The following is a 20532-nucleotide window of genomic DNA, read 5'->3' as shown; positions in this document are numbered from 1 at the left end:
GACGACGGGGCTCAGCGTGCGTCCCCGGCGTCGCTGCCCTCGAGGGCGGGCGCGTCGTGGCCGGCGTCCACCGCGGGGGTGTCGTGGTCTGCCTCGAGGGCACCGTGGTGGGCCGCTCCGGCGATCTCGGCGGCCGTCGGCTTGGGCAGCTGCCCGTCGGCGTACCACGCGGAGAGCCGGCGACGCAGCCGTCCGACCTTCTTCCCGTTCGGCACCAGTGCCTGGGGCTGCGGGTGCCGGGTCAGCGAGTACGCCTCACCCGGGGTGATCGGCACGTGCGCCTCGGAGAAGCCGCCGTCGGGGCTGCGGACGATCACGCCGGATTCCGACCCGTGCAGGACACGCTCGGCGTCCTGGCGCTGCAGTGAGATGCAGATGCGCTTGGTGACGATGAACGCGATCACCGGGGCGACGAAGACGGCGACCCGCATGACGTACGTCACGGCGTTCAGCGACACGTGGAACTGCGTGGCGATGATGTCGTTGCCACCCGAGAGCCAGAACATCGCGTATGCGGTCATCCCGGCCACGCCGATGGCCGTCCGGACGGGCGCGTTGCGCGGACGGTCGAGCAGGTGGTGCTCGGAGGTGTCGCCGGTGATCCAGGCCTCGATGAACGGGTAGAGCGCCAACCCGGTGAACAGCAGGCCCATCAGGCCCACGCCGGGGAGGAAGATGTTCCACGACCAGGTGGTGCCCAGGATGTGCCACTCCCAGTTCGGGATGATGCGGATCGCGCCCTCGACGAAGCCCATGTACCAGTCCGGCTGCGAGCCGGCGGTCACCTGCGACGGGTTGTACGGCCCGTACAGCCACACGGGGTTGATCTGCATCAGCGCGCCCATGAGGATCGTCACGCCGAACACGATGAAGAAGAAGCCGCCGGCCTTCGCCACGTAGATCGGGAAGAACGGGTAGCCCTGGATGTTCCGGTTGGTGCGCCCGGGGCCCGGCCAGTGGGTGTGCTTGTGGTAGCGCTAGCAGCGCCATGTGCGCGCTGATCAGGCCGAGCAGGAGCCCCGGGATCAGCAGGATGTGCACCATGTACAGCCGCGGGATCACCAGCTCTCCGGGGAACTCGCCGCCGAAGATGAAGAACTCCGCCCAGGTGCCGATCAGCGGGATCGAGCGGACGAGCCCGTCCACGAACCGCAGGCCGGTGCCCGACAGCAGGTCGTCAGGCAGCGAGTAGCCGGCGAAGCCTTCGACCAGGCCCATGGAGAACAGGCCGATACCGATGATCCAGTTGAGCTCGCGCGGCTTGCGGAACGCGCCGGTGAAGAACACGCGCAGCATGTGCGCGGTCATCGCCGCCACGAAGAGCATCGCCGCCCAGTGGTGGATCTGCCGAACCAGCAGGCCGCCGCGGATGTCGAAGCTGATGCTCAGCGTGGACGCGAACGCCTCCGACATCGGGATGCCGTGCATGAGCTCGTAGGTGCCGGCGTACTCCACCTCGGCCATCGAGGGCTTGAACCAGATGGTGAGGAAGACTCCGGTCAACAGCAGGATCACGAAGGAGTACAGCGCGATCTCGCCGAGCAGGAACGACCAGTGGTCGGGGAAGACCTTGCGGATGTTGCCGGCGAGCTTCGCCAGGCCGATCCGGTCGTCGACCCAGGTGGCCGGGCCGGCGAGCTTGCCCGGTCCAGAGTCCTTGGGCGGTGTCCGGACCTCCAGCGCGGGGGAGTCGGGGTTGAGTTCTGCTGGCTTGGCCATCAGCGGTCACCCTCCTGGAAGTCCTTCGACGAGTCCCGTTCGAAGTAGCTCGGCCCCACCGGGACGGTGAAGTCGCTCCTGGCCACCAGGTACCCCTCCGCGTCCGTCGTGATCGGCAGCTGCGGCAGCGCGCGGGCGGCCGGGCCGAACACCACGACGCCGGAGTTGCCCAGGTCGAAGGTCGACTGGTGGCACGGGCAGAGCAGGTGGTGCGTCTGCTGCTCCCACAGGCTGATCGGGCAGCCGACGTGCGTGCAGATCTTGGAGTAGCAGAGGATCCCGTCCACCTGCCAGTCCCGCCGTGACTCGGGGATGCGGATGCTGTTGGGGTCCATCCGGACGACGATGATGGACGCCTTCGCCTTCTGCTGCTGGAGCGCGGCCCCGTGGTACTCCTGAAGCGTCTCCGGCTGGGCGTTCACCAGCTGTCCGACCACCAGTTCGGTGGCCTTCAGCCGGGTGAAGGTGACGTCGTTGACCAGGTGGACGCCCTCTGCCCAGATCGTCTTCTCGATGGTCTTGGCGCGCAGCTCCGCGGTGGGCCACGGGCCCATGTCGGCCAGGCTCACCACGGCCGGAAGGGCCATCATGCCGAGCGCGCCGGCCATGCCGGTGCCGAGCAGCTTGCGCCGGCGGATGCCGGACGCCTCGATGCCGGTCTCCAGGTCGGTCAGCACGCGCTCGCGCGCCTCGGGCGGGGACGCGGCACCGTGCCGGTCGCCGACGATCTCCTCGTCGCTCATCAGCATGCGCGCCCAGTGGATCGCGGAGATGCCGATCAGCAGCGTCGCCACCCCCGCGGTCAGGCCGAGGAGGGTGGTCTGCATCTTCAGGTTGGCGCCGAACAGCACGAGCTCCGCGTCCCTGGGGACGGCGAAGTAGACCACGAGGAACGCGACCACGAGCACCGGGACGGCGGCCAGCATGCCGACGATCTGCTTGTAGGCGCGGTCCGCGGCGGCGTCGTCCACGTCGGTGAAGCGCGGCGGGTGCTCCTCCAGTCCGGGGTCGGGCACGGGGAGGTCGGTCTGCGGGTCGTTCATGCGCGGGCTCCCCGGGAGGCGATCCAGACGGCGAACAGGACGAGGCCGCCGATCCCGACCACCCAGGCCCAGAAGCCCTCCGAGACCGGGCCGAGGCCGCCGAGGGTGAGGCCGGCGGACGGCGTCGCGTTCACCTGCTCGAGGTAGCCGATGATCGACTTGACGTCCTCGTCGGGGACGGCGCCGGGGGCGAAGACGGGCATCTGGCCGGGGCCGGTGCGCAGCGCCTCGTAGACCTCCCTGGGGGTCGACTCCTGCAGGCTCGGGGCGACCAGGCCGTTCGGCAGGGCACCGCCGGCGCCCTTGAAGTTGTGGCAGGCGGAGCAGTTGGTGCGGAACAGCTCACCGCCGCGGGCGACGTCCTCCGGGCTCAGCCCGGCCGGGTTGTACTGGTCCTCGGTGGGGATCCCGGGGCCGTCGCCGAGGCTGGCGACGTAGGCGGCCAGCGCTGCGATCTCGTCGTCGGTGAAGACGTTCTCCTTGCGCGGGGCCTGGGCCAGAGGGTTGGCCATCGGCATGCGGCCGGTGCGCACCTGGAAGTCGACCGCGGCGGCGCCGACGTTGGTCAGCGACGGGGCCCCCTGCTGGGCGAGGCCCTCGGCGTTGAGCCCGTGGCACGACGCGCAGTTCACGGCGAAGAGGTTCTTGCCCTGCGCGACGAGCTGCTGGTCCGTGGCACCCTCCGCGGAGGACGGCGCTGCCGGGGTGAGCGCGGCGTAGAGCGTGCCGACGAAGAGCAGGCTGAGGCCGAGCAACAGGGGACGCGCAGCGCGGTGCCGGCGCAACGATGCTCGGGGTTTCGGCGACCGACCTCCGCGGGTCAGGAATCTCATCAGGGGTTCCTCCTTGGGAAGTTCAGCGCAGCAGGTAGAGCACGCCGAAGAGCACGACCCAGATCGCGTCGACGAAATGCCAGTAGTACGAGGTAACAATGGCGTGGACGGCCTGTTCATGGGTGAACCGGCGGGACAGATAAGTCCGTCCCAACATAAGCAAAAATGCCACCAAACCGCCGATCACGTGCAGACCGTGGAAGCCGGTGGCGAGGAAGAACGCCGACGTGTAGGCATTCACCGAGAGCGTGAAGCCCTCGCTGACGAGGGTCGCGTACTCGAACGCCTGGCCGCCGATGAACACCGCGCCCATCACGAACGTGAGCGTGTACCACTCGCGCAGGCCCCAGCCGCCGATCCGCGCCAGCGAGCCGGAACGACCCACCTGGCCGCGTTCCGCGGCGTGCACGCCGAGCTGGCAGGTCACCGACGACAACAGCAGGATCGTGGTGTTGATCGTCGCGAACCACGGGAAGCTGATCCCGAACCAGTCGTTGAGTAGGTGGTTCGACCCCCACTCCCACATCGGGGTGGTGCCGGCGGCGACCGCGGCCGCGGTCGTCGTCTCGCGCAGCGAGAAGTACGCACCGAAGAGGGCGGCGAAGAACATGAGCTCGCTGGCGAGCCAGATGATGACGCCCACCGACAGCGCGTCTGGGCGTCCGCGCAGGCCCTGCAGGCGGCTGGGCGCGACCTCGTGGACGGCTCCGTGGGGCAGGCCGGTCGGTGCGCTCAGCGGTGTGGTGTGGGCCATTGCGCCATTATGACGAACGGCTGCCTTAATGGGCACCACCCGATCCATCGATAATTGCCCCATGGGATTCGCCGGACTCGTGCCGCTGCATGCCGACCCCACCAACCAGCCGCCGCCGCTGACCTGGCTCCGCCTGCTCACCGAGTGGAAGTGGGACTGGCTGTTCGCCGTCCCCGCGACCCTGGGACTGGCGCTCTACCTGTGGGGGGTGTGGCGGCTGCGCGCGCAGGGCGTCCGGTGGCCGGCGGTGCGCACCTGGTCGTGGTGCGTGGGCGGCATCGGGACGGCGACGGTGGCCGGCATGAGCGCACTCGGCGCCTACGACACCGTGCTGTTCAGCGTGCACATGGTGCAGCACACGATCCTGACGATGATCACTCCGGTCTTCCTCGCGATCGGGGCGCCGGTGACCCTGCTGCTGCGCAACCTCGGCAAGGACGGGCGTCGCCGCGTGATGCGGGTCCTGCACTCCTGGCCGGCGAAGGTGCTGTTCAACCCGGCGCTGGCGACCGCCCTGCTCATCACGACACCGTTCGCGCTCTACCTGACCGAGCTCTACCGCTTCACCCTCGACGTCGACTGGGCGCACGACCTGCTGCACGTGTACATGGTCACCGTCGGCTGCCTGTTCTTCTTCCCGCTGCTGGGCAACGACCCGATGCCGAACCGCCTGCCCTACCCGATGCGCATGCTGCTGCTGTTCCTCACCATGCCGGCACAGGCGTTCCTCGGCGTGACGATCATGGGCTCGCCCCGGCTGATCGCCGAGGAGTGGTACCTGGCGTTCAACCGCGCCTGGCCCCCGGCACCGATCGACGACCAGTACCTGGCGGGCGCGATCATGTGGGCCACCGGCGACCTCACGATGGGCATCATCATGGCGGTGTTCCTCGCCCAGTGGTACGCCGACAGCCGGCGCGAGGCCGCCCGCGAGGACCGGCGACTCGACCGGGAGGAGCGCCTGGCTGCGCAGCGGGCGGCCGCCGGATCGGGGCCCTCGACCGGTTACGATGACGCCACAGGTGGACGCGAGGCGGCGACGCCGGATGAGGAAGATCGATGACCGAACAGACGACCGCGCGGGTGCTGGTGTACTCCGACGACCGGACCACGCGTGAGCAGGTTCGCCTGGCGCTGGGACGCCGGGTCGCGGCCGACCTGCCCGAGCTCGACGTGTTCGAGGTGGCCACCCAGCCGGTGGTCCTCCAGACCATGGACGCCGGGGGCGTCGACCTGGTGATCCTGGACGCGGAGGCCACGCCGTCCGGCGGCATCGGGCTGTGCCACCAGCTCAAGAACGAGATCACCGACTGCCCGCCGGTGCTCCTGCTCCTCGCGCGCGTGGCGGACGCCTGGCTGGCCACCTGGTCGGAGGCCGACGGCATCACCCCCTACCCGATCGACCCTGTGCGCCTGCCCGCGGCGGCCGCCGACCTGCTGCGCGCCCGGCTCGCGGAGAAGGCGACCGCGTGACCTTCACCTGGGCGGGCCTGCTGTCCGACCTGGTCCGCGGCAACCACCTCGAGCCCGAGGCCACCTCCTGGGCGATGGACCAGGTGCTCGCCGGCGACGTCACCCCGGTGCAGATCGCCGGCTTCGCGATCGCGCTGCGTGCCAAGGGCGAGACCGTCTCCGAGCTGACCGGCCTCGCCCAGGCCATGCTGGCGCGCGCCACCCCGATCGACCTCGACGCGGAGGCGGTCGACGTCGTCGGCTCCGGGGGCGACCGCGCGAACACCGTGAACGTGTCCACCATGGCGGCGATCGTGACCGCCGCCTGCGGGGTGCCCGTGGTCAAGCACGGCAACCGCGCCGCATCGAGCGCGAGCGGCACCGCGGACTGCCTGGAGGCGCTGGGCGTGGTGCTGGACGTGCCGCCGGCCGCCCAGGCACGGGTGCTGGCCGAGGCCGGCATCGTGTTCCTGTTCGCCCCGCTGTACCACCCGGCGCTGCGCTTCGCGTCGTCCGCCCGCCGCGAGCTCGGCGTGCCGACGGCCTTCAACTTCCTCGGCCCGCTGGCCAACCCGGCCCGCCCGCACGCCTCCGCTGTCGGCGTGGCCGATGTGCGGATGGCGCCGCTCATGGCCGGTGTGATCGCCGGTCGCGGGCACCGGGGCCTGGTGTTCCACGGTGAGGACGGGCTCGACGAGCTCACCACCACGGGACCCTCCCAGGTGTGGGTGATCGGTGGGGGCGAGGTGTCCACCACCCGCCTGGACCCGTCCGAGCTGGGCGTGGCCCCGGCGGGCAGGGACGACCTCGTCGGCGGCGACCCGGCCCACAACGCTGCCGTCGTGCACGACGTGCTCTCCGGGACGCCCGGCGCGGTGCGCGACATCGTCGCCCTGAACTCCGCGGCCGCGCAGCTGGCCTTCGCCGGGCCGGACCTCGGCACGCCGTTGGCCGCGCAGCTCGCCGCGCCGCTGGAGCGCGCCTTCGCCGCCATCGACTCCGGCGCAGCGGCGCGGGTGCTCGAGGACTGGGTCCGCGTCACCCGGGCAGCAAGGCCCGCCTGACCAGCAGCGCCAGGAGCGGACCGAGCCACAGGGCGGGCCCGTAGGGGAACGCGCCGTCGCCACCGCGTCGCAGCCAGGACACCACGCCCCACACCGCCCCGGTCGCGCTTCCCAGCACGAAGGCCCACACCGGCAGTGGCAGGCCCTGTGTGCCCGTCACGACCCCGATGAGCCCGGCCAGCCGGACGTCGCCGAACCCGAGCCGGCCGCCGCTGGCCCGCCACACCAGCCACAGGACGCCCGCCGCGACAGCACCCGTCACCGCAGCGCCCACCAACGGCTGCCAGGTGCGCGTCAGGGCGGCCGCCACGCCGGCGCCGGCGAGGGAGAGCGCGAGGACGAGGTAGTTCAGGCGCAGCGGCAGGTAGGTCGTGCGGAGGTCGACCAGCACGAGCAGGGCGCCCAGGCTGGTGAACGGCGCCCAGACCGCCCAGTGTTCGGGTGCGGTGAGCAGCAGCGCGAGCGTGGTCGCCAGCGCGGAGACGACAAGGACGGCCAGCCGGAACCGGGGGGTGGCCAGGTCGGCGAACGGAGGCAGGTCGTCGGCGTCCTCGGGCAGCGGCTGGCGGCGCAGCAGGGCCGGCGTCGCCAGGGCGACGGCGGCGGACAGCAGGACCGCGACCAGCACGGTCACCGGGGTGGGCACGGGCGCAGACTACCGGCGTTGCCGGGCGAGATGGGTGAGCGCGTGCCCGTCGAGGGCCAGCAGGCGGGCGGCGCAGTCGCGCGGGATGCGGGCGGGACGGCGTCCGCCCCGTCCGTGGAGCAGCCGGTGCACGACGGCCGGCGGCACCTCGGCCTGCTCGGCGAGGACGACCCACGGCAGCCCGGTGAGCTCGACGAGCCAGAGGACAAGGGCGCGGAACGGCGCGGCCTGCACCCAGTGGTGATTGGTTTCCTGCACACCCGGGAAGGTCGGAATCCGGGGCCCCGTGTGAGTCGGGACCCCGGATTCTCAGTGTCTTTTCAGCATCCCGCCTCGGGGCGGGATGCGGTCACCGCTGGGCGCGGACGAAGCCGGCGGCCTGCGCCGCCTCCTCGGTCTCGAACCACACCTCGGCGATGGTCCGCTCGTAGGCGGCGCTCCCGGGGACGTGGTACTTCATCGAGCGGTCGTTGCCCTTGATGGTGTACCCCTGCGGCGGTTCGTCACCGACGTACGAGCCGTCACCGTAGGGGCTACCGGCTAAAGGGGAGGCATCGCCCCCCTCGGCCTCGTCGGCGAGCTTGCTCAGCTTCTCCTCGATGTCCTCGCCCGCGTCGGCGGCCGCGTCCTTCACGTCCTCGACGACGTCGGCGGCCGAGTCGGCGAGGTCCTCGACCGCGGCACCGGTGGCACCAGCCGCCTGCTTCGCGGCGTCCGCGACGTCTCCGGCGACGTCCTTGGCGGCGTCGGCCAGGTCGGCGGCCTTGTCGGTGACGTCATCGACCACGTCGGCGACGGGATCGGCGACGTAGGCGGTCTTCGGGGTGTGGGTCTCCCAGCCGCTGGACGGGTCGGCGAGCAGCTTGCGCAGCGCTGCGACCACGCCACCGAGCACCGCGCCGGCCAGCAGGATCTTGCCGAAGGTCTTCCAGCCCGACTTCTTCGGCCGGGAGGCCTTCTCCAGCTCCTTGGCCAGGGCCGCGGACGCCACTGCCACCTTGAGTTCCTTGGCCAGCGGCTGCCGGGCGAGGTCACGCAGGAGTTCTGCGACTCGCGGCAGGTAGTCGGCCTGCACCTTCTCGCGCGCGTAGTCGACGGTCGGCGGGATGCGGCCGAGCACGTCGTCCACGGCGGGACGGACGGCCTTCACGGTGGCGTCCACCGCGGGGGACACCCGGTCGAGGGCGTCGTCGATCACGGGGTGGACCCGCTCGAAGGTGTCGGAGGCGAGCCTCGCCCCACGGATGCGCGCGTCCTTCAGAACCGGACGGATCCGCTGGTAGGTCTCGTCGGCCAGCTCGCCGCCCTCGCGGAGGGCCTGCTCGACGTATGGCGACAAGTACTCGACCGCGGTCTGCGTCCCGTCCTCGACCACCCTGAGCAACTTCTTGGTCTTCACTCTGCCTCCCGATCCTCGGCTAGCACCCACCGTACCCGTAGCGGCGCCGCGAAACACAGCATCTGTCAGGATGGGGCGACCGCAGAAGAAAGGAAGGCCACATGGCCCAGGCAACCCTGCACACCAACCACGGCGACATCGTGGTGACCCTGTTCGCAGACCAGGCACCGAAGACCGTCGCGAACTTCGTCGGCCTCGCCACCGGCACCAAGGAGTACACCGATCCGCAGACCGGCGCGCCGACCACCGGCAACTTCTACGACGGGCTCACGTTCCACCGCGTCATCGACGGCTTCATGATCCAGGGCGGCTGCCCGCTCGGCACCGGTACCGGCGGCCCGGGCTACAACTTCGACGACGAGATCCACCCCGACCTCGTGTTCAACCGCCCCTACCTGCTCGCCATGGCCAACGCCGGCATCCGCATGGGCCGGGGCACGAACGGCTCGCAGTTCTTCATCACCGTCGTCCCGACGCCGCACCTGAACCGCAAGCACACCATCTTCGGCGAGGTCGCGGACGAGGCCTCGCGCGCGGTCGTCGACAAGATCGCCGCGGTGCGGACCGGTCGGATGGACCGGCCGGTCGAGCCGGTGGTCCTCGAGTCGGTCGAGGTCACGCAGGACTGAGGACGCTCCGGCACCCGGCGGGGGGACGGCTCCCTGACCTAGTCGGCCCCGATCGCGAAGGCCGCCTCGAGGTCGTGGGTGGAGTAGGCGCGGAACGCGATGTGCGTCTCCGTGCCCTCCACCCCGGGCACCTTGTTGACCTGGTCGGCCACGGTGGTGGCCACCTGGTCGATGGTGTGGACGCGGACCATCGCGATCAGGTCGATCGTGCCGGTCACCGAGTACACCTCGGACACCCCGTCGAGGTCGGCGATCTGCTGGGCGACCTCGGGGATGCGGGCGACATCGGCCTTGACGAACACAATCGCGGTGATCATGCGCTGATCCTAATCCGCACCGACGCCGCCGGGCCGATCCGCAGCGGCCAGCTCCACTCGCCCTCGATCTCGATGATGCGGACGCCCGGCCGCTCCAGCCAGTCGGCGATGCGCTCGGTCTCCTCCACGATCGCCGCGGGGGCCGGGCCCACCGGTGGCGCCACCCACTCCGCGACGGTCACGGCGTCCCTCGCCACCTGCTGGGGCACCTCGCCGGGACGTGCCAGCGCCGCCGCGGCGAGCCGTCCGTGCCGGATCACGTGGATCTCCCAGCCGGGCTCGCTGCGGTAGGCGGCGACGATCTGGGGGCAGCCGGCGAGGCTGGCGAGCCGGTGGTGGCGCAGGGCCGCCCGGCTGAGCCCCTCCACGCGGTCGGTGAGCACGGCGGCGTCCTCGAAGCGCTCGGCCCGCACGAGCTGGCGCAGTCGCGGCTCCACCTGGCTCACCAGCGGGCCGACGTCGGTGGTCAGGCAGGCGCGCACGCGGTCGGTGAGTTCCGCGTACTCGGCGGGAGTGACCGCCAGTTCGCACGGGGCGCAGCACCTCCCCATCCCCGCCAGAGCGCAGGGGCTGGTCGCGCGTCGTGGCGAAAGCCGCGCGGTGCACTGCCGGATCGGGAACGCGTCGTAGAGCGCGAGCATGGCCTGCTCGGCCGCGGCACGGCGGCGGAACGGGCCGAAGTAGAGCGCGGCGTCGTCGGCGATCGCCTTCACGATGGACAGGCGCGGGTACGGCTCGCGGGTGAGCTTCAGCCAGACCTGGCGCTCGGGGAACTTCGAGCGCCGGTTGTAGCGGGGGGAGTGGGCGGCGATGAGCCGGAGCTCCAGGACGTCGGCCTCCAGCGGCGTCCGGCAGACGGTGGTCTCGACGCCGGTGGCGATCCGCACCATCTCGTCGATCCGCGGACGGGTCTCCGCCGCGGTGAAGTAGCTCGCCACCCGGCGGCGCAGGTTGCGGCTCTTGCCCACGTAGAGCACCTGCCGGCGCGGACGCCCGTCCGGCCCGGCGAGGTCGGCGACGAACTGGTAGATCCCCGGCGAGGAAGGCACGCCGTGGGCCAGGGTGCGCTTGGCGCGGCGCTCCGGGGAGACCCGCCGGGTGAACTCCAGCAGATCCTCGATGGTGTGGCAGCCGAGGTTGCCGACCCGCTCGAGCAGGCCGTGCAGCACGTCGACGGTGGCGCGGGCGTCGGCCAGCGCCCGGTGGTTGGGCGTGGTGGACGCGCGGAAGTGCGTGGCGAGCGTGGCCAGCTTCACGTTGGGGACCTCGTCGCGCAGCAGCACCTGCCGGGCGAGCGCGACGGTGTCGAGCACCTCCGGGCCCGGCCACGGGTAGCCGTGCGCGGCGCAGGCGCGCTTGAGGAAGCCGACGTCGAAGGCGGCGTTGTGGGCCACCAGCACGCAGCCGGAGGCGAACTCGAGGAAGCTGGGCAGCACCTCGGCCAGCTTCGGCGCCCCCGCGACCATGACGTCGGTGATCCCGGTGAGCACGGCCACCAGCGCCGGGATGTGGGTGTTGGGGTTGACCAGCGTCTGGAACTCCCCGAGCACCTCCCCGCCGCACACCTTCACCGCGCCGAACTCGGTGATGGTGTCCTCCCCGGTGCTGCCGGTCGTCTCCAGGTCGACGACGCAGAACGTGACCTGCGACAGCGGACGGCCGAGGTCGTCGAAGCTCGGCTGCGCCATGGCGGTACTGGTCACGGGACGGACGCTAGCCCGGCCCTCTGACACTGCCGGCACCGAGCGTGGCGCGTGTCGCGCTCAACAGGAAGGGAGGTCGAGCCGCCACAGGACGCCGTCCGACACGGCGTAGGCCGAACCGCCGGCCGCGGCCAGGGCGGTCGTGCGGCCCTGCGGACCGGGCAGCGCGAGCCAGCCGGTCGCGCACTGCACCGCGGTCGTGGGCACGTTCGCGTTGGTGGTCACCACCGGACGCCCGCCGGCGAGCGTCACCAGGGCCGTGGGGTCGTTCCCGCCGGGGGGATCCCCGGGGAGCACGGCGGGCGCAGCGGCCGTTGCCTCGCCCGCGGCCGGCACGGTGAGCGGCCACGCGAGGGCGTGCCCGCGCGCCCAGCCGGCCACCCAGCAGGTCGTGCCGGCGGCGGTGCACGCGACCGACGTCGCCCGCGTCAGCTGGCCGGGCACGGGCGGGGGGTCGGCCGGCACCGGGAGGGGCAGGTGCTGCCACGGGCCGGCGACGCCGCCGACGAAGGCAACGGGCAGCTGGGTGAGCCCTCCGGCGAGACCCAGTTCGTCCCCGGTGATGACCACGCGGCCGCCGGACGCGGCCACCGCGCTGAACCCGAACTCCCGGTCCGGCGTGGATGCCAGGCCGGACGGCCGCTCCTGCGCGGTCCACGTGTGGCCCCTGCGTGTCCACAGCACGCCGTACGGGCCGCGGCCGCCGACGCGGCTCCCGGCGATCACCGGCCGTCCGTCGACCACCACCGTGCCGAGCAGCGGGCCGGCGTCGTGGCCGCCGAAGGTGAAGAACTCCTGGGGCCGGCTGGCCAGCCGGGAGGTGGACAGCGAGCCGTCCCACACCGTCAGGCGCGGGTTGGAGTGGGCGCCGGCGATCATCGAGCCGATCGCGTGGACGTCGTCGCCGGCCACGGTGAGGCGGACGAGGTCGGCGGCCTCGGCGTTCGGGTCGGCCGGCGCCAGCCGGAACCGGGCGGCCGGCGAGCCGTCGTGCAGCCGCACCAGCATCGGGGCGGGGGCATCCGTCCGCCCGCCCACAAGGAGGTCGTCGCCCGCCGTGGCGAGGGCAGAGGGGCGGAGCCCTGCGGGCAGGGCGACCTGTTGCCAGGTGGCCGGCGGTACGGACGGGGAGGGCGCGGCCGACGAGGGGGACGTGGCGGCCGAGGTGGGCGCCGGCGGGGGCGACGGCGTCGTGCAGCCGGCCAGCAGCAGCGCGGCGATGGCCGCGGCGACGATCCGGGCACCCATGGGGGCAGCCTAGGTGCACCCGCGCGGAGTGTCAGAGGGGGCCGTCACGATGGTGGGCATGGACGTACTGCATGTCGACTGCGGCACCTGCCGGGCGAGGGGCCCGGCGTGTGCCGACTGCGTGGTGTCGGTACTGCTCGGCCCGCTCCCCGACGCCCTGGTGCTGGACGACGAGGAGCAGGCGGCCTTGAGTGCCATGGCGGCGTCGGGGCTCCTCCCGCCGTTGCGCCTTGTCCGGTCCGAGTCACCCGCCCGAACGGACGGAGTTGCCTTCGGCACCGCCCTCCCTTAGGATTTTCTCAGTTTTGTTTCAGCGGGAGGGGATGCAGTGGGGGCTCGGCGAAGCACGCGCACCGCGGTCGCCGTGGCGGTCGCCACGCTGGTGTTGTTCGGCGCGCAGGCCGTTGACCCGTCCCAGGCCACTCCTCCGAGCCCGTCCCCGTCCCCGTCCGCACCGAGCGCGACCGAGACCAAGCTGAAGGACGCCAAGGCGCAGGTGCTCGCGCTCGAGGAGCAGGCCAGCGCTGTGGGCGAGGACTACGACACCGCGGCCCAGGCCCTCGCCGAGAGCAAGGACCGGCTGGCCGTTCTCCAGGCCGACATCGCCACGCAGCAGGCGAAGGTCGACGCGCTGGCCGAGCAGGTGCGGGCCATCGCCCTGATCCAGTTCCGCAACCGTGACCTCGACCCGACCGTCCAGGTGTTCACCAGCGGCGACCCCGAGACGATGCTCGACCGGCTGTCCACGGCGGACAAGGTCGACCAGGACATGAACGCCACGCTCGCCGAGCACGAGGCCGAGCAGGCCAACCTCGCCGACATGCGTCGCACCGAGGCGGCCGAGTCGGCGGCGCTGGGCGAGCAGGAGCAGAAGCTCGCCGCGCTCAAGAAGGACTTGCAGGACAAGGTCGACCGGGCGCAGGCCCTCGTCCTCCAGCTGACCGCCCAGCAGCGCGCGGAACTGGACGCGGCCGAGGGCGGCACCACCTCGTGGAGCCTGAACGACCTCGACGGCGTGACCGCGAATGCCAAGGCCCTCGGAGCGATCCGGTACGCGGTGTCGAAGGTGAAGATCGGCCAGTACGTGTGGTCGCGGTCCGGCCCCACCCAGTTCGACTGCTCGGGCCTGATGCTCGCCGCCTACCGCTCGGTCGGGATCTCGTTGCCGCACTCCTCGTCCGCGCAGTCGCGCCTGGGGCGTCCGGTGTCGCGCAGCGAACTGAAGCCCGGCGACCTGATCTTCTGGTACCACCCGGTGCACCACGTGGGGATGTACATCGGCAACGGCAAGATCGTGCACGCGCGGAACACCCGGGCCGACCTGGTGATCCAGACGCTGAATTCCTACCCGGCACCGTGGGCCGGCGCGCGTCGCATCGTCGGCTGAGGCGCCCCGGGCCCTGGCTGGCGACGGCACTGCTGCTCGTGGGCGGCTGCGTCGCACCCCTGGAGCCCACCACCACCGATCCGCACCCGGAGCAGACCCTCGCCTCCCGGCTCAACCTCGCCGCGCGGAACAAGGATCCGGGCGCGTTCATGGCCAACTTCGCCAATCCCGACGGGTACCGCCTCGGCGCCCGCTGGTACCGCGTGATGACGTCGGCCGGCGCGTCGGTCGAGGTCCCGCCCGGCGGCTCGATGCTCGAGGTCTCCTGGAAGCTCCCGGGCGACGACGAGGAGGCGAGCAACATCCTCTACGTCGCCCTCGGGACGCAGGCGGGCCGCCCGGTGATCACCGGCTTGCGTACCTCGCCGCAGGTGCCGCTGTGGACGCTGGAGATGCTGGACGTCACCGCGGCCGGCCACGGCACCCTGCTCAGCTCCGGCCTCACGGCCGACGAGCGGGCGCGGCTGGGGCAGCAACTGGACGCGGCCGCAGCGCTGGTCGCACGCGCAGACGTGGTCCCCGACGGGATCGAGTGGGACGGCGGCATCGTGGTCGAGCGGCCGCGCACGTCGGCGGACTTCGTCGTCGTGACCGGGCTGAACGCCGCAGAGACCGGCGGCGTCGCGGCCTGCGGCACGGGGACGCCGCGGATCACCCTCAGTCCGCAGCTCACCGACGAGTGGCTCGAACCCGTCCTGCTGCACGAGTCCGTGCACGCGGCGGTGGAGTCACCGTGCAGCAGCGCAGGGGAGCACTGGGCGGTCGAGGGTCTGGCGGAATGGGTCAGCCAGGAGGCGTACCCGGTGCTGGCGGACGAGAACCGGGCGCTCGTCCGGTCCCGCCTCGCCGCGAGCGGTGTCCCCTACGACCTCCCCGACGCCATCGACTCGACCACCGACTACGCCCTCGCAGCGGTGGCCGTCGGCCAGGTGTTCGCGCACCTCGGCCACGACGACGCGGTCGAGCTGGTCGACCGCTTCGCCCGCACGGACGCGGCGACCAAGGCCGAGCGGGACCAGGTGCGCACGTGGTACCTCGACGAGCTCACGCGGCGGGCCGCGACGCCCTGAGCCCTAGTGGGCGGCGAAGAACTCCAGCGACTCGGTGAAGATCTGCTCCTTGTCGTGGTCCATCGTGGCCACGTGGTAGCTGCGCTCGAGCACGCGCTCGGTGACGTCCTCGCTGGACACGTGGCTCAGCACGAAGGCGGTGGACGCCGCGGGCACCACATGGTCGTTGGTCGACCGGAAGACCAGGATCGGGCAGCTGACGAGGTCGAGGCAGGAACGGACGTCCAGCCACATCTTCATCATGGAGTTGGCGGCGCGCAGCGGCGTCCGGTCGTAGGCGAACTCGTCGACGCCGGCGTGGGCGATGTCCGAGCCGATCGACTTCGACGACGCCTTCACCAGCGAGAGCACCGGAAGCGCCAGCATCTTCGGCGCGCCGAGCACGGCCGGGTTCACCAGCACGAGGCCCGCCACATCGTCCGGGTACTTCTCGGCCAGGCGCAGCGCGAGCCCACCACCCATGCTCAGGCCGGCGACGAACACCTTGTCGCAGGAGGCGCGCAGTTCGAGGAACGCCCGCTCGACCGCGGCGTACCAGTCACGCCAGGTGGTCAGGTTCAGTTCCTGCCAGGTCGTGCCGTGCCCGGGGAGCCGGGGGAGCGACACGCGGTAGCCGGCGTCCGCGGTGATGCGCGCCCACTCCATCAGCGACCACGGGGACCCCGTGAAGCCGTGGCAGAAGAGCACGCCGATCGAGCCGACATCGGTGTGGAAGGGCTGGGCGTGATCGCTCACCTGCATGCGGTCATCGTAGGCTGTCCGCCGTGTGGTACGGCCTCTTCAAGAACCTGTTGTTCTGGCCCGTCGTCCGGTTCGGCTTCCGTGCCCGGATCGAGGGCGAGGAGCACATCCCGCGCACCGGTGGGGCCATCCTGGCCAGCAACCACCTCGCCGCCGGTGACACCTTCGTGCTGCCCGCGATGCTGCACCGTCCCCTGACCTTCCCGGCGAAGGCGGAGCTGTTCGCCGGACGGGGCGGGATCGGGGCGAAGATCGTGGCCTGGTTCCTCAAGGCCGTCGGCCAGGTGCCGCTCGACCGGTCGGGGGGACGGGTGAGTCTCGACGGCCTCGGCCCGGTGCTGAAGGTCCTGTCCGACGGCGGCATGGTGGGCATCTACCCCGAGGGCACGCGCTCCCCGGACGGCCGCCTGTACAAGGGACGCACCGGCGTGGCCCGGCTGGCGCTCGCCGCGGGCGTCCCGGTGATCCCGGTGGCGATGTTCGACACCGCGGCCGCGCGCACCCGCATCGGCATCCCGTGGATCCGCCGGCCGCGGATCGTGATCGGCGAGCCGCTCGACTTCTCCGCCTACGCGGAGCTCCACGACGACCGCAACGGGCTGCGCTGGGTGACCGACGAGGTGATGGCGGCGATCCAGGATCTCTCCGGCCAGACCTACGTCGACGCCTACGGAACCTCCCTCAAGAGCGGCTCGTTGTCGGCCGCGGAGGCCGACGCCCGAGTGCTCCCGCGTCCGGGGTACGGCACCCCGGCGCCGGAGTTGCCCTCGGGCGGACTATCCTGACCGCCGTGTTGGAACCGATCCCGTCGCTGGCCGAACTGCACCGGATGGGCGCAGCCCAGCAGCCGACGTACCCGGACGCGGACGAGGTCGCCCGGGTGCTCGCCGAGCTGCGGCACCGTCCACCCCTGGTGTTCGCCGGGGAGTGCGACGACCTGCGCGGCAAGCTGGCGGAGGTGGCGGCCGGGCGCTCGTTCCTGCTCCAGGGCGGCGACTGTGCCGAGACCTTCGACACCGTGACCGCGGCGAACATCCGCGGCAAGCTGCGGGTGCTGCTCAGCATGGCGGTGGTGCTCACCTACGCCGCACAGGTGCCGGTGCTCAAGGTCGGACGGATCGCCGGGCAGTACGCCAAGCCCCGCAGCCGCGACACCGAGACCCGGGGCGCGACCACGCTGCCGGCGTACCGGGGCGACGCGGTGAACGCCCTCGACTTCGAGCCCGCCTCGCGCCGGCCCGACCCGCGGCGGCTGATCGAGGTCTACAACCACTCGGCCGCCACGCTGAACCTGCTGCGGGCGTTCGTGAAGGGCGGCTTCGCCGACCTCCGCGCGGTGCACTCGTGGAACTCCGACTTCGTGCGCAACTCCAACGTCGAGGAGCGCTACGAGCAGCTGGCCGCCGAGATCGAGCGGGCGCTGGCGTTCATGGTGGCCTGTGGGGTCGACAACGAGTCGTTCCGGACCGTCGACTTCTACTCCAGCCACGAGGCGCTGCTGCTGGAGTACGAGCACGCACTCACCCGCATCGACTCGCGCACCGACACGCCCTACAACGTGAGCGCCCACATGGTGTGGATCGGCGAGCGGACGCGCCAGCTGGACGGCGCCCACGTGGAGTACCTGCGCCACCTGCGCAATCCGATCGGGATCAAGCTCGGCCCGTCGGTCACCCCGAGCGAGGCGGTGGCGCTGGCCGAGCGGCTGGACCCCGACCACGAGCCGGGCCGGCTGACGGTGATCTCCCGCATGGGGGCTGCCAGGGTGCGCGACGTGCTGCCGCCCATCGTCGAGGCCGTCGAGGACACCGGGCGCAAGGTCGCCTGGGTCTGCGACCCCATGCACGGCAACACCTTCGAGACCTCGCTCGGCTACAAGACGCGGGCGTTCAGCCAGGTGGCCGACGAGCTCAACGGGTTCTTCGACGTGCACCAGGAGCTGGGCACCTGGCCGGGCGGGGTGCACATCGAGCTCACCGGGGACGACGTCACCGAGTGCGTCGGCGGCGTGGACGAGCTCGCCGAGGCGGACCTGGCGAACCGGTACGAGACCGCCTGCGACCCGCGGCTGAACCGCAACCAGTCGCTCGAGCTGGCGTTCCTGGTGGCCGAGCGCCTCACCGATGGACGGATCCGTCGGGTCAACCCGGTGCAGGAGTACTCGGCAGAGGACTTCTAGATGATCGACCTCCGCAGCGACACCCTGACCCGGCCGACCCCGGGCATGCTCGCGGCCATGGCGGCCGCACCGGTGGGCGACGACGTGTACGCGGAGGACCCGACCGTCAACGCGCTCGAGGCGAGGGTGGCCGCGCTGCTCGGCCACGAGGCGGGGCTGTTCTGCGCGACCGGCTCGCTGGCGAACCTGCTCGGGGTGTGGCTGCTCGTGCCGCCGGGGGCCGAGGTCGTCTGCGACGTGCGGGCGCACATCGCCCGGGCCGAGATGGGCGCCCACGGCGCGCTCCACGGGGTCACCATGCGCACCTGGGACTCCCCGGACGGGGTGGCCGACGCCGCCACGATCGAGCGGCTGATCACGCCGGACGCCGGTCCCTATCTGGTCTCGACCGCAGCGGTGGCCCTGGAGAACACGCACAACTTCGGCGGCGGCACCGTCCAGCCGTTCGCGCACCTGGCCGAGGTGTCCGCGCTGTGCCGCGACGCCGGAGTGGGGCTCCACCTGGACGGCGCACGGCTGTGGAACGCCCACGTGGCCACGGGGGTGGCGCTGGCCGACTATGGGCGGCTGTTCGACACCGTGAACGTGTGCTTCTCCAAGGGCCTGGGCGCCCCGGTCGGCTCGATGCTCGTCTCCAGCAGGCAGAACATCGCCCGGGCGCGGGTGCAGCGCAAGCGGCTCGGGGCGGGCTGGCGGCAGGCCGGGGTGCTGGCCGCGGCGGCCGGGTACGCCCTCGACCACCACCTGCCGCGCCTGGGTGAGGACCATGTCGCCGCGGCCGCGTTCGCCACAGAGGTGGCCGCCGCGACGCCGGAGGCCGTCCGTCTGGGGGCGGTGACGACGAACATCGTGGTGATGGACACGGGCCGGCAGGCGGCTGCGGAGGTGGTGGCGGCCGCCTCGCGGGCGGGCGTCGCGCTGTCCGCTGTGGGTGCGCGCCAGGTGCGCGGCGTCACCCACCAGGAGGTGTCGATCGACGAGGCGACGACGGCGGGACGGCTGGTCGGCGCCGTGCTCGCGGGGGTGCCGGCGGCGTGAGGGCCGCGGTGCTGGGCTCGCCGATCGCGCACTCCTTGTCGCCGGTCCTGCACACCGCGGGCTACGCCGCGCTCGGGCTCGAGGGCTGGACCTATGACCGCGTCGAGCTGGTCGCCGCCGAGCTGCCCGGGTTCCTCGCCGGGCTGGACGCCGCGTGGCGTGGGCTGAGCCTCACCATGCCGCTCAAGGAGGCATGCCTCGAGGTGGCCGACGAGGTGACGCCGCTGGCGGCACGGGCGGGGGTGGGCAACACGCTGGTGCGGTCGGCGCCCGTCGGCTGGGTGGCCCACAACACCGACGTCCCCGGGCTGGTGGACGCGCTGCGCCCGGCGTGGCGGGACGGGTGGACGCGGGCCGCGATCCTCGGTGCCGGTGCGACGGCCCGCTCGGCGGTGCTGGCGCTGGCGGAGCTCGGTGTGCGGGAGGTGACGTCCTACGCCCGTGCGAGCGGACGTGCCGCGGGCCTGCGCGACTGGGCCGGGGTGGCCGCGCCGGAGGTGGTCGTGCGGACGGCGCCCCTGGAGGAGTGGTCGTCCGGCCCGGAGCCGGTGGTGCTGTCGACGCTGCCGGGGGGTGCGGCCGACGGGTTCGCCCTCGCCGGGGCGCGCGAGGGGCTGTTGTTCGACGCCGTGTACGCCGGCTGGCCGACGCCCCTGGCCGGCCGGGCCGCGGCGGCCGGCATGGCGGTGGTCGGCGGGCTCGACCTGCTGGTGCACCAGGCCGCGCGGCAGTTCACGCTGTTCACGGGGCGACCGGCGCCGGTGGAGGCCATGTTCGCCGCGGGACGGGCGGCGCTGGAGGTGGGCCGGTGATCGTCCTGGTGGGGTTCATGGGCGCCGGCAAGTCGACGGTCGGACGGTTGCTCGCCGCGCGGCTGGGGGTCCCGTTCGTCGACGCGGACGCCGCCATCGAGACCGCGGAGGGACGGACGATCCCGGCGATCTTCGAGGCCGACGGAGAGCCCGGCTTCCGCCGGATCGAGGCAGAGGTCGTCCGTGGCCTGCTGGACGGGCCGGAGGCCGTGCTCGCCCTCGGCGGGGGGACGCTCGGCTCGGCGTCGGTCAGGGAGGCGCTCACCGGCCACCGGGTGGTGCTGCTCGACGTGAGCCTGGAGCACGCGCTCGCTCGGGTGGGCGACGACGCGTCCCGCCCGATGCTGCGCAACCGGGACCTCCCGGAGCTGTACGCCGCGCGGCAGCAGGCGTACCGGGAGGCCGCCGACATCGAGGTGTGCGTGGACGGCCGCGCCCCCCAGCAGGTCGTCGCGCGGGTCCTGGAGGCGCTCGGCGAGGCGGGCGTGGGAGAGTAGG

Annotated in this window: 22 protein-coding genes and 1 pseudogene; 12 read left to right on the top strand and 11 right to left on the bottom strand. The window is 72.3% G+C overall.

Features of this window, described 5'->3' with window-relative positions; all coding sequences use genetic code 11:
* Positions 1–11 precede the first annotated feature (11 nt).
* From ACFQQJ_RS01040 to ACFQQJ_RS01025, 4 genes and pseudogenes are all read right to left on the bottom strand, one after another.
* Positions 12–1719: pseudogene (locus tag ACFQQJ_RS01040) on the bottom strand (cytochrome bc complex cytochrome b subunit).
* Positions 1719–2762, bottom strand: coding sequence for a Rieske 2Fe-2S domain-containing protein (locus ACFQQJ_RS01035; RefSeq protein ID WP_377103199.1), 1044 nt, complete (start codon positions 2760–2762; stop codon positions 1719–1721). The pseudogene ACFQQJ_RS01040 and the gene ACFQQJ_RS01035 overlap by 1 nt, the downstream one beginning before the upstream one ends.
* The gene (locus tag ACFQQJ_RS01030) at positions 2759–3595 is read right to left on the bottom strand and encodes a c-type cytochrome (protein WP_377103198.1); all 837 of its coding nucleotides are present in this window, start codon (positions 3593–3595) and stop codon (positions 2759–2761) included. Before ACFQQJ_RS01030 ends, ACFQQJ_RS01035 begins: the two co-directional genes overlap by 4 nt.
* Positions 3596–3617: 22 nt before the next feature.
* Positions 3618–4238: a heme-copper oxidase subunit III gene (locus tag ACFQQJ_RS01025; RefSeq protein ID WP_377103936.1), complete on the bottom strand. Its 621-nt coding sequence runs from the start codon at positions 4236–4238 to the stop codon at positions 3618–3620.
* A 172-nt stretch (positions 4239–4410) separates the two neighbouring features.
* On the opposite strand from ACFQQJ_RS01025, the gene ACFQQJ_RS01020 reads away from it, so the two are divergent.
* From ACFQQJ_RS01020 to trpD, 3 genes are read left to right on the top strand one after another with little or no spacing between them, the layout of a single operon-like run.
* A complete protein-coding gene (locus ACFQQJ_RS01020) occupies positions 4411–5412 on the top strand; it encodes a cytochrome c oxidase assembly protein (RefSeq protein WP_377103197.1) in 1002 nt (333 codons plus the stop codon).
* Complete coding sequence (locus tag ACFQQJ_RS01015; protein WP_377103196.1) at positions 5409–5822, top strand: response regulator; 414 nt, start codon at positions 5409–5411, stop codon at positions 5820–5822. Before ACFQQJ_RS01020 ends, ACFQQJ_RS01015 begins: the two co-directional genes overlap by 4 nt.
* Complete coding sequence (trpD, locus tag ACFQQJ_RS01010; RefSeq protein ID WP_377103195.1) at positions 5819–6865, top strand: anthranilate phosphoribosyltransferase; 1047 nt, start codon at positions 5819–5821, stop codon at positions 6863–6865. Before ACFQQJ_RS01015 ends, trpD begins: the two co-directional genes overlap by 4 nt.
* Here trpD and ACFQQJ_RS01005 read toward each other — a convergent pair.
* From ACFQQJ_RS01005 to ACFQQJ_RS00995, 3 genes are all read right to left on the bottom strand, one after another.
* Entirely contained in the window at positions 6840–7511 is a 672-nt protein-coding gene (locus tag ACFQQJ_RS01005; RefSeq protein WP_377103194.1) for a prepilin peptidase, read from the bottom strand. The genes trpD and ACFQQJ_RS01005 overlap by 26 nt on opposite strands.
* Positions 7512–7520: 9 nt before the next feature.
* The gene (locus tag ACFQQJ_RS01000) at positions 7521–7769 is read right to left on the bottom strand and encodes a hypothetical protein (protein WP_377103193.1); all 249 of its coding nucleotides are present in this window, start codon (positions 7767–7769) and stop codon (positions 7521–7523) included.
* Between the two features lie 91 nt (positions 7770–7860).
* Positions 7861–8910 carry a hypothetical protein gene (locus ACFQQJ_RS00995; protein WP_377103192.1) on the bottom strand — a complete coding sequence of 350 codons (1050 nt, stop codon included), beginning with the start codon at positions 8908–8910 and terminating at the stop codon, positions 7861–7863.
* 101 nt (positions 8911–9011) lie between these two features.
* Here ACFQQJ_RS00995 and ACFQQJ_RS00990 point away from each other — a divergent pair, with 101 nt between their 5' ends.
* Positions 9012–9539: a peptidylprolyl isomerase gene (locus ACFQQJ_RS00990; RefSeq protein ID WP_377103191.1), complete on the top strand. Its 528-nt coding sequence runs from the start codon at positions 9012–9014 to the stop codon at positions 9537–9539.
* Between the two features lie 38 nt (positions 9540–9577).
* Here the strand turns inward: ACFQQJ_RS00990 and ACFQQJ_RS00985 are convergent, their stop codons facing one another.
* The 3 genes from ACFQQJ_RS00985 to ACFQQJ_RS00975 are packed head-to-tail and all read right to left on the bottom strand — an operon-like array spanning position 9578 to position 12807.
* Positions 9578–9856: an Lrp/AsnC family transcriptional regulator gene (locus tag ACFQQJ_RS00985; protein ID WP_377103190.1), complete on the bottom strand. Its 279-nt coding sequence runs from the start codon at positions 9854–9856 to the stop codon at positions 9578–9580.
* Positions 9853–11559 (bottom strand): DEDD exonuclease domain-containing protein, encoded by a 1707-nt coding sequence (locus ACFQQJ_RS00980; RefSeq protein ID WP_377103189.1) that lies wholly within the window; start codon positions 11557–11559, stop codon positions 9853–9855. The genes ACFQQJ_RS00985 and ACFQQJ_RS00980 overlap by 4 nt, the downstream gene beginning before the upstream one ends.
* A gap of 60 nt (positions 11560–11619) precedes the next feature.
* The gene (locus tag ACFQQJ_RS00975) at positions 11620–12807 is read right to left on the bottom strand and encodes a hypothetical protein (RefSeq protein ID WP_377103188.1); all 1188 of its coding nucleotides are present in this window, start codon (positions 12805–12807) and stop codon (positions 11620–11622) included.
* A 58-nt stretch (positions 12808–12865) separates the two neighbouring features.
* On the opposite strand from ACFQQJ_RS00975, the gene ACFQQJ_RS00970 reads away from it, so the two are divergent.
* The 3 genes from ACFQQJ_RS00970 to ACFQQJ_RS00960 are packed head-to-tail and all read left to right on the top strand — an operon-like array spanning position 12866 to position 15264.
* Positions 12866–13099 carry a hypothetical protein gene (locus ACFQQJ_RS00970; RefSeq protein ID WP_377103187.1) on the top strand — a complete coding sequence of 78 codons (234 nt, stop codon included), beginning with the start codon at positions 12866–12868 and terminating at the stop codon, positions 13097–13099.
* 36 nt (positions 13100–13135) lie between these two features.
* Positions 13136–14194: an NlpC/P60 family protein gene (locus ACFQQJ_RS00965; RefSeq protein ID WP_377103186.1), complete on the top strand. Its 1059-nt coding sequence runs from the start codon at positions 13136–13138 to the stop codon at positions 14192–14194.
* A gap of 38 nt (positions 14195–14232) precedes the next feature.
* Complete coding sequence (locus tag ACFQQJ_RS00960) at positions 14233–15264, top strand: hypothetical protein (protein ID WP_377103185.1); 1032 nt, start codon at positions 14233–14235, stop codon at positions 15262–15264.
* A 3-nt stretch (positions 15265–15267) separates the two neighbouring features.
* Here the strand turns inward: ACFQQJ_RS00960 and ACFQQJ_RS00955 are convergent, their stop codons facing one another.
* Positions 15268–16005: an alpha/beta hydrolase gene (locus tag ACFQQJ_RS00955; RefSeq protein WP_377103184.1), complete on the bottom strand. Its 738-nt coding sequence runs from the start codon at positions 16003–16005 to the stop codon at positions 15268–15270.
* 23 nt (positions 16006–16028) lie between these two features.
* Between ACFQQJ_RS00955 and ACFQQJ_RS00950 the strand changes: the two genes are divergently transcribed.
* Genes ACFQQJ_RS00950 through ACFQQJ_RS00930 form a run of 5 tightly spaced genes read left to right on the top strand, consistent with a single transcriptional unit; the run spans position 16029 to position 20531 of the window.
* Positions 16029–16790 carry a lysophospholipid acyltransferase family protein gene (locus ACFQQJ_RS00950; protein ID WP_377103183.1) on the top strand — a complete coding sequence of 254 codons (762 nt, stop codon included), beginning with the start codon at positions 16029–16031 and terminating at the stop codon, positions 16788–16790.
* 44 nt (positions 16791–16834) lie between these two features.
* Positions 16835–18184, top strand: a complete 1350-nt coding sequence (locus tag ACFQQJ_RS00945) for a class II 3-deoxy-7-phosphoheptulonate synthase (protein WP_377103934.1) — start codon at positions 16835–16837, stop codon at positions 18182–18184.
* The gene (locus tag ACFQQJ_RS00940) at positions 18185–19222 is read left to right on the top strand and encodes a threonine aldolase family protein (protein ID WP_377103182.1); all 1038 of its coding nucleotides are present in this window, start codon (positions 18185–18187) and stop codon (positions 19220–19222) included.
* Positions 19219–20034, top strand: coding sequence for a shikimate dehydrogenase (locus ACFQQJ_RS00935; protein ID WP_377103181.1), 816 nt, complete (start codon positions 19219–19221; stop codon positions 20032–20034). Before ACFQQJ_RS00940 ends, ACFQQJ_RS00935 begins: the two co-directional genes overlap by 4 nt.
* Complete coding sequence (locus tag ACFQQJ_RS00930) at positions 20031–20531, top strand: shikimate kinase (RefSeq protein WP_377103180.1); 501 nt, start codon at positions 20031–20033, stop codon at positions 20529–20531. The genes ACFQQJ_RS00935 and ACFQQJ_RS00930 overlap by 4 nt, the downstream gene beginning before the upstream one ends.
* Position 20532: the final 1 nt, after the last annotated feature.

The organism is Propionicimonas sp. T2.31MG-18 (assembly GCF_964266745.1).
GTDB lineage: Bacteria > Actinomycetota > Actinomycetes > Propionibacteriales > Propionibacteriaceae > Propionicimonas.
Note: the sequence above shows the minus strand (reverse complement) of the source record. Positions and strands in the feature narration are given on the sequence as shown.